Below are 15,444 nucleotides of genomic sequence, written 5' to 3'. Positions count from 1 at the left end.
TTTCGGTGAATTACTACATAACTCTAAGTCTAAAGCTGTTTATTTATAATGCATCTTCTCCATGTTCGCTAGTTCTAATTATTATAACATCTTCAACATTGTAAATAAAGATTTTACCATCATCATAATTATCAGTACTGATTTCTTTTAAAACTTTTTGTATTATTACATCAGCAACATTTGAAGGTACAACTATTTCAACTTTTATTTTTGGAAGCAAATGTACATTATATTCTGCACCTCTGTAAATTGTTTTATATCCTCTTTTATTGTCATACCCTCTAATATGAGAAATCATAATATCATTAGCTTTACAGTCATATAGGATTTTTTGTAAATCTTCTAACTTTTCGTTTCTAATAACAATTTCTAGTTTCTTCATACCATTACCTCACTTTCTCTATAGTATATTGATTGGGTATCATCTTTAAACCCTAACAATTATTTAATTTTTATATTATAGATAAACAACTTGTGATTTAGACTTATGTGGTAACTTGTTGAAAGTAATCTCCTTACTTTCTAGTATGAAATATATTTGAAGGCTTAAATCTGATTCGTAGTTTGTTTACATATATCTGGATAATTATAATGAAGTTCAGGTGATGTTACTAGTTGTAAATCTGGGGGTATACATTAATGTTAATTTCATATTTATGAAAAATTTCAGAGCTTAAAATTGAAAATGTATATTATTATATAATTTGGTGCAATGTATATTATGATATAAATTAGCTACATGAAAATAAATAATAGACCAAAGTTCGTATCATATGACTCACTATACAAGGAGGCGAATTCTGTTTATAGCGGATATATTAGTAGAATTTGCCGACATACTATGACGCGAAATATGCATGTATACTGGTCTGTTATTTTTTGGATTGTGTCTTAACTAGATATAAGGATTATTTAAAATAGATATGATGACTTGGGAAGGGGCCAGCAAAGTGAGGATTTTATTAAACATAATAATTATATTTTTACTTGTATTTATGAATGGCTTTTTTGTTGCAACAGAATTTGCAATGGTAAGAGTAAGAAAATCAAGAATAGAGACATTAGTACTTGAAGATAATAGAAGTGCAAAACATACTTTACGAGTTATAAAAGATTTAAATTCATATTTATCGGCATGTCAGCTAGGAATAACATTAGCATCATTAGGCTTAGGATGGGTAGGAGAACCAGCGGTTGCAGATATGTTGCGACCATTTTTAAGTTTATTTAATTTATCAGAAAGTGCACTGCATTCAATTTCATTTGTTGTAGGATTCTCAATAATAACAGGCTTTCATATTGTACTTGGAGAGTTAGCACCCAAAACATTAGCTATTATAAGTTCGGAAGAGATTGCTATGCATACAGCATTACCTTTAATTATGTTTTATAAGGTGACTTATCCAATAATGTGGACTTTTAATCATAGTACGAACTTGGTTTTGAAAATATTTGGAATTTCCCAAGTTGATGAGCATGAGGCAGCTCATACAGATGAAGAAATAATGTTATTAGTCGAAGAAAGCTATAAACATGGGTTAATAGATAAAACTGAATTAACATTTGTAGATAATATATTTGATTTTTCAGAAAAAACTGCAAAAGAGATAATGATACCACGGACTGATATGGCATGTATTTTTCTAGAGGATTCTTTTGATGAAATAATAGAATTTGCACTAAATGAACAATTAACTAGATATCCAGTGTGCAAGGAAAGTAAGGATAATATTATTGGGTTTGTACATATTAAAGATTTATATAAACAAAAGATTGAAGGTAAGAGTGAAAATATAGAAAGCATTATACGAGAGATAAAATTTGTTCCAGAGTCTATGTCAATAAGTGCTTTATTAAAGGTGTTTAAAAAACAAAAAGCACAAATGGCTATAATTATTGATGAATATGGAGGGACTTTTGGATTAGTGACTATCGAGGATATTTTAGAAGAAATCGTTGGTGAAATTCAAGATGAATTTGATGAGGAAGAAGTAGAAAAAATTAAGAAATTAGAAGAAGGAGATTATATTGTAGATGGAAAAGTTCTTGTTGAAGAGATTAACGAGTTATTAGATATTGAGATGGATAGTGAGAATATTGATACTATTGGAGGATGGATTTATTCACATTTAAAATCGTATCCCAAAATTAATGATAAAGTCACATATGAGAATTATGAGTTTATAATATCTGAATGTGACAGAAAAAGAATAAATACAGTTTTAATTAAAAAATTACCTCAAAATGATGAGAGTGATGAAAGTTAAGATTAATAGCTGTGGAATATATTATAATATTTACTATTCTAGTAGGATATGATACAATGTATAATATAAAATAAATATGATTATGTACGGTTGGACAAATGTTATAATTTGTTTTCAAGCAATGTTAGTTTCTGGGGTGGGAAGCTCGATTTGGGTTTTCTGCCTTTTTTTTATTGTCAATTTTTATGATTGGGAAAATTATATAAATAAATTTAGTAGTAATTTTTGTGTTACAAATAATAATATATGAGGAGTGTTAAATATGAAATATAGAATTTATAACAAAATTTTAAATCCATTTATATACTTTTTAAAAAATGAATCTTCCAGTGGAATAGTGCTTTTAATTTGCTCAATTATTGCAATAGTAATTGCAAATTCAAGCTTTGCTGAAAGTTATGAAGGTATACTTCATACTTATGCAACTATTGGATATAAGCAATTTTCTTTATCCATGTCAGTTCTTCATTGGATTAACGATGGGCTTATGGCTATATTTTTTCTTGTAGTTGGGATGGAAATAAAACGAGAAATGGTGATTGGAGAACTTAAATCTTTTAAAAGAACTATTTTACCTATATCTGCAGCAGTAGGAGGGATGATTGTACCAGCAATTATTTATTCATTATTTAATTATGGAAAAGTAACTATTACAGGATGGGGAATTCCAATGGCAACAGATATAGCGTTTGCTTTAGGAATACTTTCATTAGTAGGTAAAAAAGCACCTAAAGGAATTGTTGTATTTCTTACAGCTTTGGCTATAGTTGATGATTTGGGAGCCATCATTGTAATTGCAATATTTTATACGAATCAAATTATTTGGAGTGCATTTTTTAGCGGCTTATTTATTCTTTTTATTCTTATATTGGCTAATAGATTTAATGTAAGGTATAAATCTGTATATATAATTTTAGGAATTATATTATGGATTTGTCTTTTGAAATCCGGTATACATTCAACAATTGCAGGCGTGTTGCTTGGCATGACTCTGCCTATTGGAAAAAATGCTAATGAGTTTAATAAATCGATTTTAAGTAGATTTGAACATGTTTTATCACCATGGTCTTCATTTGTAATAATGCCAATATTCGCATTAGCAAATGCAGGTATAGAGATTGATATTAACAGTTTTTCTACAACAATATTTTCTCCAGTTAGTTTGGGAATTATATTTGGGTTATTTATAGGTAAGCAGATAGGTATTTTTGGAGTTTCATATATATTGGTAAAATTTAAAATTGCAAAACTTCCAGCTAAAGTTACAAAAAAACATTTATATGGTGCTAGCGTCCTTGGTGGTATTGGGTTTACTATGTCAATATTTGTATCGTCTTTATCCTTTTCAGATATTGATACATTGTCTTTAGCTAAAACAAGTATTATGATTGCTTCTATTTTAGCTGCAATAGTAGGTTCAATAATTTTTAAAATCTTAGAATTTAGAAAGACTTCGAGATAATAGGTATTTACTCGAAGCTTTTCTAAAGAATATCAAACATTACCTGTAAATGTTAGGTATAAGAGAAGTATATTCAATAATATTATTGTAGCAGATATTAAAATACCAAATAATCTTACAAAGCCATTGTTAACTAAAGCACCCATTAAGTCTTTACGTTTTGCTATAATTAACATCTGAATAATTGGAAATGGCAAGATAAAACTTAAGGCTACTTGGCTTAAAACAAGTACATTCATTGGATTTACTCCAATTGCAATTATAAATAGTGCTGGCATCATTGTTATAAGTCTTCTAATGTTTACTGGAATGCTTATATTAACAAATCCTTTCATAATGGTTTGTCCTGCTATTGTTCCGACAGCAGAAGAAGATAACCCTGATGCGAGTAATGCAATTCCAAAGGCACCACTCGATAATGAACCTAATAATGGTTGCAAGGAAGTGTGAGCCTGTTCTATTGTATCAACTATCAATCCATTTTTATTAAATACAGCAGCAGATACTACAACCATTGCAGCATTTACGATAAAAGCAATATTCATAGCAATTGAAACATCAATTTTTTCCATTTTTAAATGCTTTAATTTTCCCTTAATTGATGAGTCTGTACATCTATGCTGAACTAACTGTGAATGCAAATATATTACATGAGGCATAACTGTTGCACCCAGCATTCCTACAGCAATTAATAGTGCATCATTATTAGGGAGTGATGGAATTATTGTATGAACACCAACTTGAACCCAATCTGGTTTAGAAAGAAACAATTCTATTGTATATGCAATGCATATTATTGCTACTAGTATCGATATTATTATCTCAATAACCTTTTGGCCGTACTTTTCCATATAGCAAATAAAAAATGTTATTAATCCTGTTAAAAGACCTGCATATATCATTGGTATATTAAATAATAAATATAATCCTAGTGTTCCTCCAAGAAATTCAGCTAGGTCAGTTGCCATAGCTCCTATCTCTGCAACAATCCAAAATATCCAATTTGCGTTTTTAGGAAATACCTTAGCACACATTTCTGGAAGATTATGTCCTGTGGCTATTCCGAGTTTTGCCGACATTATTTGCAAAAAAATAGCCATTAAATTACTGAATAAAACAACCCAAATTAGTGAATAGCCAAATTTTGATCCACCACTAATGTTAGTTGCAAAATTGCCTGGATCTACATATGCCACACTTACAATAAAAGCTGGTCCTAAAAATTTAGATAGTTGTCTTAGTTTACTTGTATTAGAACTTAATTCTTTTTTCTCAGGCAAAAGCCTGGGAACAGATACATCAGCATTTCTTAAACTTCTTTCGTTTTCCAAGATAATACATCACCTTTCTCACTTTACTTTTCATAGGATAAAAATAGTTATTGTAACTTAACTTTCTTAGCCACGACTAAATTTTTTTATACTATAAACTATGTAATAATATTTTAAATGTTCCATTCAAGTAATTTTTTTGATAAATTAGCATATAATTTAGTAAACAAATTATAATTAAAAGTAGGTATGAGCATGATTAAAAATAATTTTTATACTTTTAATGAATATATGAAAAAAGAAGATAATTCACTTACAGCGTCTATGGAAGATTACCTTGAAATGATATATAGATTATCCTTAAAAGCAGGCTTTACTAGAATTCATGAGATTTCTAACGCACTAAATGTTCAACCACCTTCTGCTACAAAAATGGTGCAGAAGTTATCAGAATTGAAACTTCTGAAGTATGAGAAATATGGAATAATAATACTTGAAGAGAATGGTAAAAGACTCGGAGAGGTGCTTCTTAACCGTCATAATATTATAGAAAATTTTTTGAGAATACTTGATGTTTCTGATTCAGAAATATTAGATGAAACAGAAAAAATTGAACATACTATAAGTAAAGAAACAACTAAATGCTTTCAAGATTTTGTGCAGTTCATGAATAATAATCCTGATATCATTAATAAATTCAAGACATATAGAAATTCTTAAAAATGATATAATTATATTTATTTTTAATATTTTTTATTGAAAATAAAAGTAATGTTCAAAGACTATTTTTTATTTGTAAATGAATTTAACTAAGAAATTGCAGCACAGGCTTATTGATTGTGTTGCAATTTTTTTAGTATAACTTGCAACACATAATAAAAAATGATGTAATAGTATGAAAGCGATATTGTTAAAAGTAGAAGTATGTAAAATATATTAATTAGAAGGAGAATTTAACTAAAAGTGGAGGAATAACAACTAATGAGAATTCTAAAAAATTTCATCAATATAATATTTAGTAAAGTTACATATTTAAATATATCTAAAAAAATAAACAAAATTGATAGATATATATTATTTTTAATAAAAAAGTATTTAGAAAATAAATATTTAGACATATTAATGCCTATTATAACTAGATTAGGGAACCTAGGTTTGATTTGGATACTAGTGGCAACTGTGTTGCTGCTAGATAAACCATATAGAGTAATTGGAAATATAGTAATAATAACATTAATCATTAGTACAATTATTGGAGAAGTAATAATAAAAAATTTAGTTAGGCGTTTTAGACCTTATAATAAACTTGATAATATAAAACTTTTGATAAAAAGACCAATATCTTATTCTTTTCCTTCAGGACATACTTTATCTTCGTTTGCAGTAGCAACTGTTTTATCTACATTTTTTAAAGAATATGAATTAATCTTTATAAGCATTGCTTTTTTAATTGCTTTTTCAAGGGTATACTTACATGTACATTATCCTACAGATGTTATAGCAGGAATTATACTTGGATTAGTAGTAGGATTATTATGTTCAAAATTAGTTTTTACAGTTGTATAGATATCAAAATTTTTTAACGTAATGCTTTAGTAATTTTTTCTTAGCTATTATAAAATAAAAGATTAGTTCGATAATATGTATTATAAAAGTTTTAGCAATTAGTTATTATAATTTATAAAATTAATATATGAAATTGATCGTAAACATGAATATAATGAAAGATGGTGTTATTTTTGAAAAAAGTTTTATTATCATTATTGTCTCTGGGGCTATGTACAAGTTTGTTGGGTTGTGGAGCTACACAATCTACAAGCCCAAATAATCAAAATGACAGTACTCCAAAACAGATAACTGTAAATAGTAATTCTACTTCTGGTGGAAGTACTGATTCTAATTTAGACAAGGAAGCATTTAAAAATGGATATACTGCTTTTTCGTTAAAAGATTCAGCTATATATACTAGCTTATTTCAAATAAACGGAAGCTCATTATTTTTTCCAAATTGGGATGATAATAATAATCTGTCTGTTTTAAAAGAACCTTATCCTAATAATGTAATAAATACTTCAAATGTTAGTGATTTTTTTAATTATCCAGTTAGCTCATTAGTAATAATAAATAATGTAGCTTATTTTTCTGATGGTAATAATAACAGCACTTTATCATCAATAGATACAACAAGTAGAGCATACAAACCTAATTTAGCTTCAGGAAAAGTTACTAATATGATAACTGTAAATAATATTATATATTTTGTAGATCAAAATGACGGAAATAAACTTCATGCTTTTGATACAACAAATAATTCAGATAAAATTATATCTTTTGATAATGTTGGAAACTATTTGGTAGATGAAGACACTATTCTTTATGAAAATAAAAGTGATAAATCAACTTTATATAAAATAAATGCAGATGGAACTCAAAAGCAAAAACTATCTAATTTTTCGGTAAATAGTTTTGCACCTTATTCAGGACAGATATTAGCTATAAATTCTTCAGACGATAATAATCTTTATTCAATAAATTTAACTGATTTATCAACAAAAAGGTTAGCAATAATGAATGGAGAAGATATGAAAATTTTTAATGGAACAATATATTTTATAAATGTAACTAATAATAGACATCTTTCTAAAATGACAGTAGATTTAACTCAATCAACTCCATCAGTAAATTTTAGTGATATTTCTGATTATGAAGTAAATGAATATTATCCAACTAGCAAAGGAATATTTGCCAGAAAAGGAGTTAATGTTAACAATGGTTACATATTCTTGCCAGCGTAAATAGGAATTTATATTTTATAGTGTTTATAGATATCCAAATCAACACTGAGGCCACTAAAAAAGTCCCAATATTTTTTGTACAAATCATTTGGCAAAATAAGTAAGGTGTCAGAAGGCCTTCTAATAGCCTTGTAACAACTTTTTAGATATAAATGACCTGAAAAAATATACATATATATCTAAATTAGTAATATTTTTTAGTGGCCTCATCAACACTTAGATTTATGTAATAGATAACCGAAATAGAGGTCATGCATTTGTTTAGGTTACTGAAAATTTTGATTGATACTCATATAATACCGATATTTAAAAATTCTTGAATAAGTTAAGTTACAATTAATTAACAGTATATATATGTTTATTGAATTTAAGATATTATCTATACTAGAAATTAGGGATATGTTTTTGTGAAGTGTTTCGTTAGGAATTTTTATGGTTTTATTCTTAAGTGAAATTCCAAATCTATGATTTGGTTAATTGAACTTACTCAGTGAACGAATGTGAGTCGAGTTTCCTTTGGAGTATTGTTCCAAATATGCTAGTTCAAAGCTTGAATTTGAGGCTAGCATTTTGGATGCAACTTGTGCTCTTAGAATAATCCATGAAAATTCCTTAGAAACCGAAACAAAAACATATCCCTAATTTCGGTAAATTACCACATAACTATAAGTTTTAAGTTGTTTATGTATACTTGAATAAGTATTTATATTTATAAGAATAATAATACTATGAGATAAAAGGAGGCTAAACTTATAATGAGGTTATTAAAAAAGACGCTGGTATTTATAGAGACGATAATTATTATAGTTACTATGATATTTTTATATAATGATAAGATTTATGCTAAGACAATAGATGAATTACAGAAACCAGTTAGAGTTGGAGTTTTATTATATAGATTTGATGATGTTTTTATTTCTTTAATCCGCCAAAGCCTTGAAGAAATTCAAAAAAATAATCCAGATAAAGTTGAATTTACTTTTTATGATGGTAATAATGACCAATCAGTACAAAATGAAACTGTTGGTACATTGCTAAAAAATAATAGTGTTGATTTTATACTATTAAATGTAGTAGATGAAAAAAGAGCTGAAGAGCCTATTAATATGATAAAGGAATATAATATTCCAGTAGTTTTATTTAATAGAGAACCATATAATATCTCAACAATTCAATCATATGGAAAGTCATATTATGTAGGAACAAATCCACCAGAAGCAGGAATATTACAAGGAAATATTTTAGTTAATGCATGGAATAAGAATAAGGCTGCTATAGATACGAATGGAGATAATATACTACAATATGTTATGTTAATGGGGCAGCGTGATAATAAAGAAGCAATAGCAAGAACACAATATTCTGTATCTACGATTAATGATAATGGAATAAAAACACAAGAGCTTGCTCTATCTGTTTGTGATTGGGAGAGAAGTATAGCCAAAAGTAATTTTGAACAACTGTTTTTATATTATGGTAATAAAATTGAAGCAATAATTGCTAATAATGATGAAATGGCAATAGGAGCAATTGAAGTGCTACAAAAGTATGGATATAATAAAGGTGATGATACAAAAACAATAGCAGTAGTTGGAGTAGATGCTATACCAGAAGCTCAGGAATTAATAAAAAAAGGAGAAATGATAGGTTCTGTTCTCCAAGATCCATCAGCTATTGCAGAGGCATCTTATCTTATAGGGATGAATTTGTTTTATGGGAGAGAACCTCTTGATGGAACACAATATAAATTTGATCAAACAGGAGTTGCAGTTCGGATACCATATAAGGAATACTTAGGATAATTTTAAGTTAGCCATGTAATTGACATATTTGTCGTGTAATATGTGTAATATAATATATTTACAAAGTTATTTACTCCTTATTAAATATAATTATTCATAAAAAGAATGACATACTATGATAAGTAAGTCATTCTTTTTATATAATTTTATTAAAATTTCAGTAACAAATGTGCTCTAAACACATATATGTTTAGGGCACATTTGTTACTTATTATCTTATTAAAGCTCCATTTGCAACCAAAGTATATTCATTCACAGTTGTATTAGCTAGCATAACATCTGAACTATCTAAATAGTAGCAAGTTTCACTTTTATTTATTTTTTGAGAAAGGTGAGTAAATATAATTGCATAAATTTGTATTGTATGATAATATTTACTTAGTAATAATTATTATTGATAAAGGGAGACGATAAAATGGCTTTTGAATGGAAAGAAAGATATAATTTAAATATAGGAGAAATTGATAAACAACATAAAAAACTTATGGAAATAGGTAAAAGAGCATATGAGATTGCTATAATAGATGATGAATACGACAGATACGATGAAATAATGACAATACTTGATGAACTTTTAGAATATACAAAATATCATTTTGAATATGAAGAAAATATGCTAAAACAATATAAATATGAACATGTTCACGCTCAAGAAGAAGAACATGAATACTATATATACAAAATAAATCAAGTATCTTCTAGAGAGGATATAGATGATAATCAAAGAAAAATAATATTAGAGATTATAGATTTCTTATCACAATGGATTAGTAGTCACATCATGTTAGAAGATAGGAAATATGCAATGTTCTTAAAAACTATTAAATAGATAAAATAAATTTTATAAAAATAAAATTAATCCTATAGATATCCAAATCAAGACTTAGACTTATGTAATAACTAACCGAAATAGAGGTCATGCATTTGTTTCGGTTACTGAAAATTTTGATAGATACTTCTAAGATTTCAAGTTGTTCGGCATATGCTGTGAACAAGCATATGTCGAACAACTTACAATCTTAGAAGCCATAGCTATCAAAATTTTTTAACGTAACGCTACATAGAAGCATGCCCTCTATTTCTACTTTTAGATATATACTCAAAACATAAGTGTTATTTATAAATTGAATATCTATAATAAAATGTGATTAAGCAAAGTTTTCAGCTAGCAAATGGTTAGAAAGCAATATATTAAGCGATTAGTTTTTCTATAATTTATTCTATGAAATAGACTTTCTCACACCTTTCTCTATATACATCTCTCAATTAAGTTGCTAATACATCCCATGAGTTACAAGTTGTGTTTATATACAAGGGAAATAACAAATAATTAACAATAGATATTAGCTTATAATTCAAGTAATTTGAAATGTTCGGTTATTTCCTGTATTATTAATATATGAACTTAAATATATATTTTTGCTTGATTATATATGAGTATTTTACTCAACTATTTTAATTTAGAATATACATCTAACAAATTAAGTAAAAATATAATTTTAATTAAATGATAAATAATTCTAATTAAATAGAGGTTAGAAAGGTAAAAAAATTTAAAATTCAATTGAAAACAATAATATTTTATTTAATTATTATTGATTCTCGATTAACTAAATATGATACAAGCTTATATGTTTAGTTTTAATACAAAAATGCTGAATAAATTTATATGCCAATAAGAAAAGTGGCTTAGTCACTTTGCTGAAATAATTTATTATACAAGGAGGATATGATATGAAAAAGAAAAAAGATAACAATATTTTTTCCACGGTCAGTAGAATAATTTTTTTAATATTAGGTTCAATTTTAGTATCTATAGGGCTTGAGACGTTTTTAATACCTAATAACATAATTGATGGAGGAATGACAGGTATATCTATTATGGCAAGCCATATAACAAAAGGCAAACTAGGAATGTTTCTTGTTATATTTAATTTGCCTTTTATTATTATAGGCTACAGGCAAATTGGAAAGACATTTGCTCTTTCAACAATATTTTCATTAATATGTTTATCGATTGGTGTAACATTTCTAAATCCAGTTCCTGGAGTAACACAAGATATACTTCTAGCAACAATATTTGGTGGAATTGCGATGGGTGCAGGAGTAGGATTGATTATAAGAAATGGTGGTTCATTAGATGGAACTGAAATAGTTGCTATAATGTTGGAAAAAAGAAGTGCATTTTCTATAGGAGAAATAGTAATGTTTTTCAATCTTTTCATAATAGGAAGCTCTGGTTTCATATTTGGATGGGATAGGGCAATGTACTCTTTATTAGCATATTATATTGCTTTTAAGACTATAGATGTTGTTGTTCAAGGTCTTGATGAATCAAAAGCAGTAATTATTGTCTCAGAAAAAAATAAGGAAATAAGTGATGCAATAATGTCTAGGCTTGGAAGAGGAATTACGTTATTAGATGCAAAAGGAGCTTATACTGGAAATGAAACAAATGTTATATATGTTGTTCTATCAAGACTTGAAATAGCAAAGCTTAAAAATATTGTACATGGTTTTGATAAAGGTGCATTAATTACAATTTCGAGTGTTGAAGGTACTGGAAAGAGGTATGTAAAGAAAGCCATACATTAATGTCTTTACAATCTAGGAATTATGATGAATGGTACTGAAATTTATGTTTACAGATTTGATAATAATGCGTTGCAACTAAAATAAGTCAAACTGTAATTAAGCTATATTAAAAAAAGGTTTTTAGATAATTTGTGTACTTTAAACATAATTTGTTAAGGTAATGTACAGAAAACTAGATTATTATATAAATATAAAAAAGTTTTCATTTTTATTTAATGTAGCAGATAATATAAGTAGTGTCTGCTACGCTTCTTATTGAGGATAAAAATCTTATATTAATTACCTTCAGAATACTGTATAGGTGTAAGTAGTAATTTACATATAAGTGATTAATATTTATGCCTATTTTTTGTATATATTAGTCATATAATATGGAAATATATTATTATTTTTTAAGTTTAAATAAGTTAAGTTCTTCTAAAATTTTTTTAGAGGAATTATTGGACATATAGTATCATTTTCAACATAAATGAATATCGTGATATATAAAGGAGCTGATTCAAAAATGGAATTTGAAAAAAATGATTATTACAGAGATCTTGAATCTGTACAAGATGAATGCAAAAAATACTTATATTATCACGTTATTTTAACTATGACAGACGGGAATATATTTGATGGAATTATTGAAGATGTAGATGGAAACAACATTACTGTATTATCTGGAGAGGATGTAATGGAACCGGAAAACGAAACTGAATCTAATCAGCAACGACAATATAATCCTTATGGGTATAATTATGGCTATAATTATGGTTATCCAAGAAGAAGATATAGAAGGTTTAGACGTAGAACTTTTCCACTTGCTACTTTAGCTGCATTCTCATTATTACCTTATATTGCACCTCCAACATATCCTTATTATCCTTATTAATAGGTGCTTAATGAATAAATGATACATTAATCTTTATAATTTAATGTATTGTTTTGTATAATAAGATCTTTGATATTAACAAATATAGGATATTATTCAAAAAGAATAATATCCTATATTTCTCATTAAATACTATAATAATTTCTTTACAAATTTATTATTAATATTTTTTATTGCAAATATAAATTATCAAGATTTATATTGAGGTTCTTGTTCCTCAATATATTTTTGTCTTCCTTTTAATACTTCTAGTGAACAATCAAGTTGTTCAGCTATTTGTTTGAAATCAGCTTTTGCTTGTTGATCTTCAGTTTCTAGAGAGAAAGTTTTCATTGTAGCAGCTGCACTTTGGATTCCGGCAATTGCTTTTTGCATTTGAGTTCCTACTGTCATATTTTTCACCTCCCTTCAAAGGTATCTTTATCAATTATATTAATAAATTCTTAGTTTGGTTCAGGCACATGAAAAGATGTATGGCAAATTGACTTGTTATTATTTTGAATGTGCCTTATATGTTTAACCTTTTGGTTTAAATATCATTGCAGCAATAAAGCCAAAGGTTACTGCCGCAGAAACACCTGGACTTACTGTTTTTAACATACCAGTAAATATTCCTATAAACCCTGTTTCTTCAGCACCATCTAATGCTGCTGTTACAAGAGTGTTTCCAAAACTACTTATAGGTATAAATGCACCAGCACCAGCAAATTTGACAAGTTTGTCATATAAACCAAATCCACCTAAGATTGCTCCGACTACTACTAATGTGCAAGTTGTATGAGCAGGTGTAATTTTTAATGTATCCATTATAAGCTGGCCAATAACACAAATTAAACCACCTATTATAAATGCAAAAATAATTTTTTCCATAAGTTAAATCATCCTTTTTTTACATTTCTATAGAAACAGCATGAGCGATACAAGGTATACTTTCTTTTTGTTGATAGGATATTGGAGACATTAAAGCACCTGTTGCTACAACTAATATTCTGCTTAATTCTCCTTTTCGCATTCGATTTAAAAGATGCCCATAAGTTACAGTTGCAGAACATCCGCAACCACTACCACCGCAAAAAGTGTGTTGTTCATCTTTATATATTAAAAGTCCACAATCTGTAAATATACGATGCGGCATTTTTATGCCATGTTTTTTTAATAAAGTATTAGCAAGTTCATGACCTAGCTTTCCTAAATCTCCAGTAGCAATAAGATCATAATGAGAAGCATTTATATTAAAATCTCTAAAATGAGCTTCAATTGTATCTACGGCAGCAGGTGCCATGGCAGCTCCGAAATTAGAAGGGTCTGAAATTCCCATGTCAACTACTTTCCCAATGGTAGCAGAAGTTACTTTAGGCCCATTACCATGTGCTCCTAGAACCACAGCACCAGCTCCTGTTACTGTCCATTGAGCAGTAGGTGGTCTTTGCACACCATAATCAGTTGGGTATCTAAATTGCCTTTCTGCAGCTGCATTATGACTGCTTGCAGCTGATAGTGTATATTTAGCACTGTTACTTTCGATTAGTTGTGCGGCAAGTGCTAAACCTTCCATTGAACTAGAGCAGGCTCCAAAGACTCCTAAGAATGGTATACCTAAAGTTCTTGCCGCAAAATTACTAGAAATGATTTGATTCATTAAATCTCCACTGAGAAAAAAGTTTATATCTTCTTTTTTTACTTTTGATTTTTGTATTGCTCGTTCACAAGCGTGCTCAAGGAGAACTTTTTCTGCTTTTTCGTAACTATCCTGCCCAAGCCATAAATCTTCATGAAGGATATCGAAATCATCAGCTAAGGCACCATTAGCTTCAAATGGACCTCCAACTGCAGCGGAACCTAATATTGTTGGTTTAGATTTAAAAATCCATGATTGATGTCCTTTAAGCATTTACATCGCCCCCAGCCATTTTATTGTCATTTTTATAGTAGCAATTACAAAAGCTGAAAAAATGCCATAAACAACAACTGCACCAGCAAGAGTAAACATATTTCCAGCTACACCAAGTACAAATCCTTCAGTTTTATGCTCAATTGAAGCAGAGGCTATTGAATTTGCAAAACCTGTTATTGGTACAGCAGTTCCAGCTCCAGCCCATTGGCTTATATGATCGTAAAATCCAAGTCCAGTAGATAAAGCTGCAACAAAAATTAAAACTATTGAAGTTGGTCCGACTGATGTTTTTTCATTAAAGTTAAAATAGTTCATAAATAAGAATTGTAGAATTTGACCAATAGCACATATAGTGCCTCCAGCCAAAAAAGCTCTAATACAATTTTTTAAAATAGGCCTTTTAGGCTCCATGCTAGTTGCCAATTTATTGTATTCAAGTTGAGCTTTGGTCATTTTTTTATTTTTCATATTTGACATTTATTCA

At 28.1% G+C, this 15,444-nt stretch carries 15 protein-coding genes and 1 other annotated feature; of the genes, 9 read left to right on the top strand and 6 right to left on the bottom strand.

Annotation, left to right across the window (positions count from 1 at the left end):
- Window positions 1–43 precede the first annotated feature (43 nt).
- Window positions 44–382, bottom strand: coding sequence for a P-II family nitrogen regulator (locus CLSA_RS15925; protein WP_022747425.1), 339 nt, complete (start codon window positions 380–382; stop codon window positions 44–46).
- A gap of 568 nt (window positions 383–950) precedes the next feature.
- On the opposite strand from CLSA_RS15925, the gene CLSA_RS15920 reads away from it, so the two are divergent.
- Together CLSA_RS15920 and nhaA are read left to right on the top strand one after the other, a co-directional pair.
- Entirely contained in the window at window positions 951–2,267 is a 1,317-nt protein-coding gene (locus tag CLSA_RS15920; protein ID WP_022747424.1) for a hemolysin family protein, read from the top strand.
- A gap of 88 nt (window positions 2,268–2,355) precedes the next feature.
- Window positions 2,356–2,413, top strand: a sequence feature (sodium ion sensor (DUF1646 type); this cis-regulatory element may regulate processes involved in with the transportation of sodium ions).
- 116 nt (window positions 2,414–2,529) lie between these two features.
- Window positions 2,530–3,729 carry a Na+/H+ antiporter NhaA gene (gene nhaA / locus CLSA_RS15915; protein WP_022747423.1) on the top strand — a complete coding sequence of 400 codons (1,200 nt, stop codon included), beginning with the start codon at window positions 2,530–2,532 and terminating at the stop codon, window positions 3,727–3,729.
- 32 nt (window positions 3,730–3,761) lie between these two features.
- Here nhaA and CLSA_RS15910 read toward each other — a convergent pair whose 3' ends face one another.
- A complete protein-coding gene (locus tag CLSA_RS15910) occupies window positions 3,762–5,060 on the bottom strand; it encodes an Nramp family divalent metal transporter (RefSeq protein WP_022747422.1) in 1,299 nt (432 codons plus the stop codon).
- 195 nt (window positions 5,061–5,255) lie between these two features.
- Between CLSA_RS15910 and mntR the strand changes: the two genes are divergently transcribed.
- The 7 genes from mntR (at window position 5,256) to CLSA_RS15875 (ending at window position 13,066) form a co-directional block, all read left to right on the top strand.
- Window positions 5,256–5,720 (top strand): transcriptional regulator MntR, encoded by a 465-nt coding sequence (gene mntR / locus CLSA_RS15905; protein WP_022747421.1) that lies wholly within the window; start codon window positions 5,256–5,258, stop codon window positions 5,718–5,720.
- Window positions 5,721–5,981: 261 nt separating this feature from the next.
- On the top strand, window positions 5,982–6,566 hold the full coding sequence (locus tag CLSA_RS15900; protein WP_022747420.1) for a phosphatase PAP2 family protein: 585 nt from the start codon (window positions 5,982–5,984) through the stop codon (window positions 6,564–6,566).
- A 173-nt stretch (window positions 6,567–6,739) separates the two neighbouring features.
- Window positions 6,740–7,795, top strand: coding sequence for a DUF5050 domain-containing protein (locus tag CLSA_RS22605; RefSeq protein WP_140395313.1), 1,056 nt, complete (start codon window positions 6,740–6,742; stop codon window positions 7,793–7,795).
- A 755-nt stretch (window positions 7,796–8,550) separates the two neighbouring features.
- Window positions 8,551–9,597: a galactose ABC transporter substrate-binding protein gene (locus tag CLSA_RS15890; protein WP_022747418.1), complete on the top strand. Its 1,047-nt coding sequence runs from the start codon at window positions 8,551–8,553 to the stop codon at window positions 9,595–9,597.
- Between the two features lie 415 nt (window positions 9,598–10,012).
- Complete coding sequence (locus CLSA_RS15885; protein ID WP_022747417.1) at window positions 10,013–10,426, top strand: bacteriohemerythrin; 414 nt, start codon at window positions 10,013–10,015, stop codon at window positions 10,424–10,426.
- Between the two features lie 905 nt (window positions 10,427–11,331).
- Window positions 11,332–12,192, top strand: coding sequence for a YitT family protein (locus tag CLSA_RS15880; protein ID WP_022747416.1), 861 nt, complete (start codon window positions 11,332–11,334; stop codon window positions 12,190–12,192).
- Between the two features lie 505 nt (window positions 12,193–12,697).
- Window positions 12,698–13,066, top strand: coding sequence for a hypothetical protein (locus CLSA_RS15875; protein ID WP_041716301.1), 369 nt, complete (start codon window positions 12,698–12,700; stop codon window positions 13,064–13,066).
- A gap of 189 nt (window positions 13,067–13,255) precedes the next feature.
- Here CLSA_RS15875 and CLSA_RS15870 read toward each other — a convergent pair whose 3' ends face one another.
- From CLSA_RS15870 to spoVAC, 4 genes are all read right to left on the bottom strand, one after another.
- Window positions 13,256–13,459, bottom strand: a complete 204-nt coding sequence (locus CLSA_RS15870; RefSeq protein ID WP_022747414.1) for a DUF1657 domain-containing protein — start codon at window positions 13,457–13,459, stop codon at window positions 13,256–13,258.
- A 123-nt stretch (window positions 13,460–13,582) separates the two neighbouring features.
- Window positions 13,583–13,936, bottom strand: a complete 354-nt coding sequence (gene spoVAE, locus CLSA_RS15865; RefSeq protein ID WP_022747413.1) for a stage V sporulation protein AE — start codon at window positions 13,934–13,936, stop codon at window positions 13,583–13,585.
- A gap of 19 nt (window positions 13,937–13,955) precedes the next feature.
- Window positions 13,956–14,957 carry a stage V sporulation protein AD gene (gene spoVAD, locus CLSA_RS15860; RefSeq protein ID WP_022747412.1) on the bottom strand — a complete coding sequence of 334 codons (1,002 nt, stop codon included), beginning with the start codon at window positions 14,955–14,957 and terminating at the stop codon, window positions 13,956–13,958.
- Complete coding sequence (spoVAC, locus tag CLSA_RS15855; protein ID WP_022747411.1) at window positions 14,958–15,437, bottom strand: stage V sporulation protein AC; 480 nt, start codon at window positions 15,435–15,437, stop codon at window positions 14,958–14,960.
- Window positions 15,438–15,444 lie beyond the last annotated feature (7 nt).

This window comes from Clostridium saccharobutylicum DSM 13864, assembly GCF_000473995.1.
Classification (GTDB): domain Bacteria; phylum Bacillota; class Clostridia; order Clostridiales; family Clostridiaceae; genus Clostridium; species Clostridium saccharobutylicum.
This window is presented reverse-complemented; position numbering and strand designations above follow the sequence as displayed.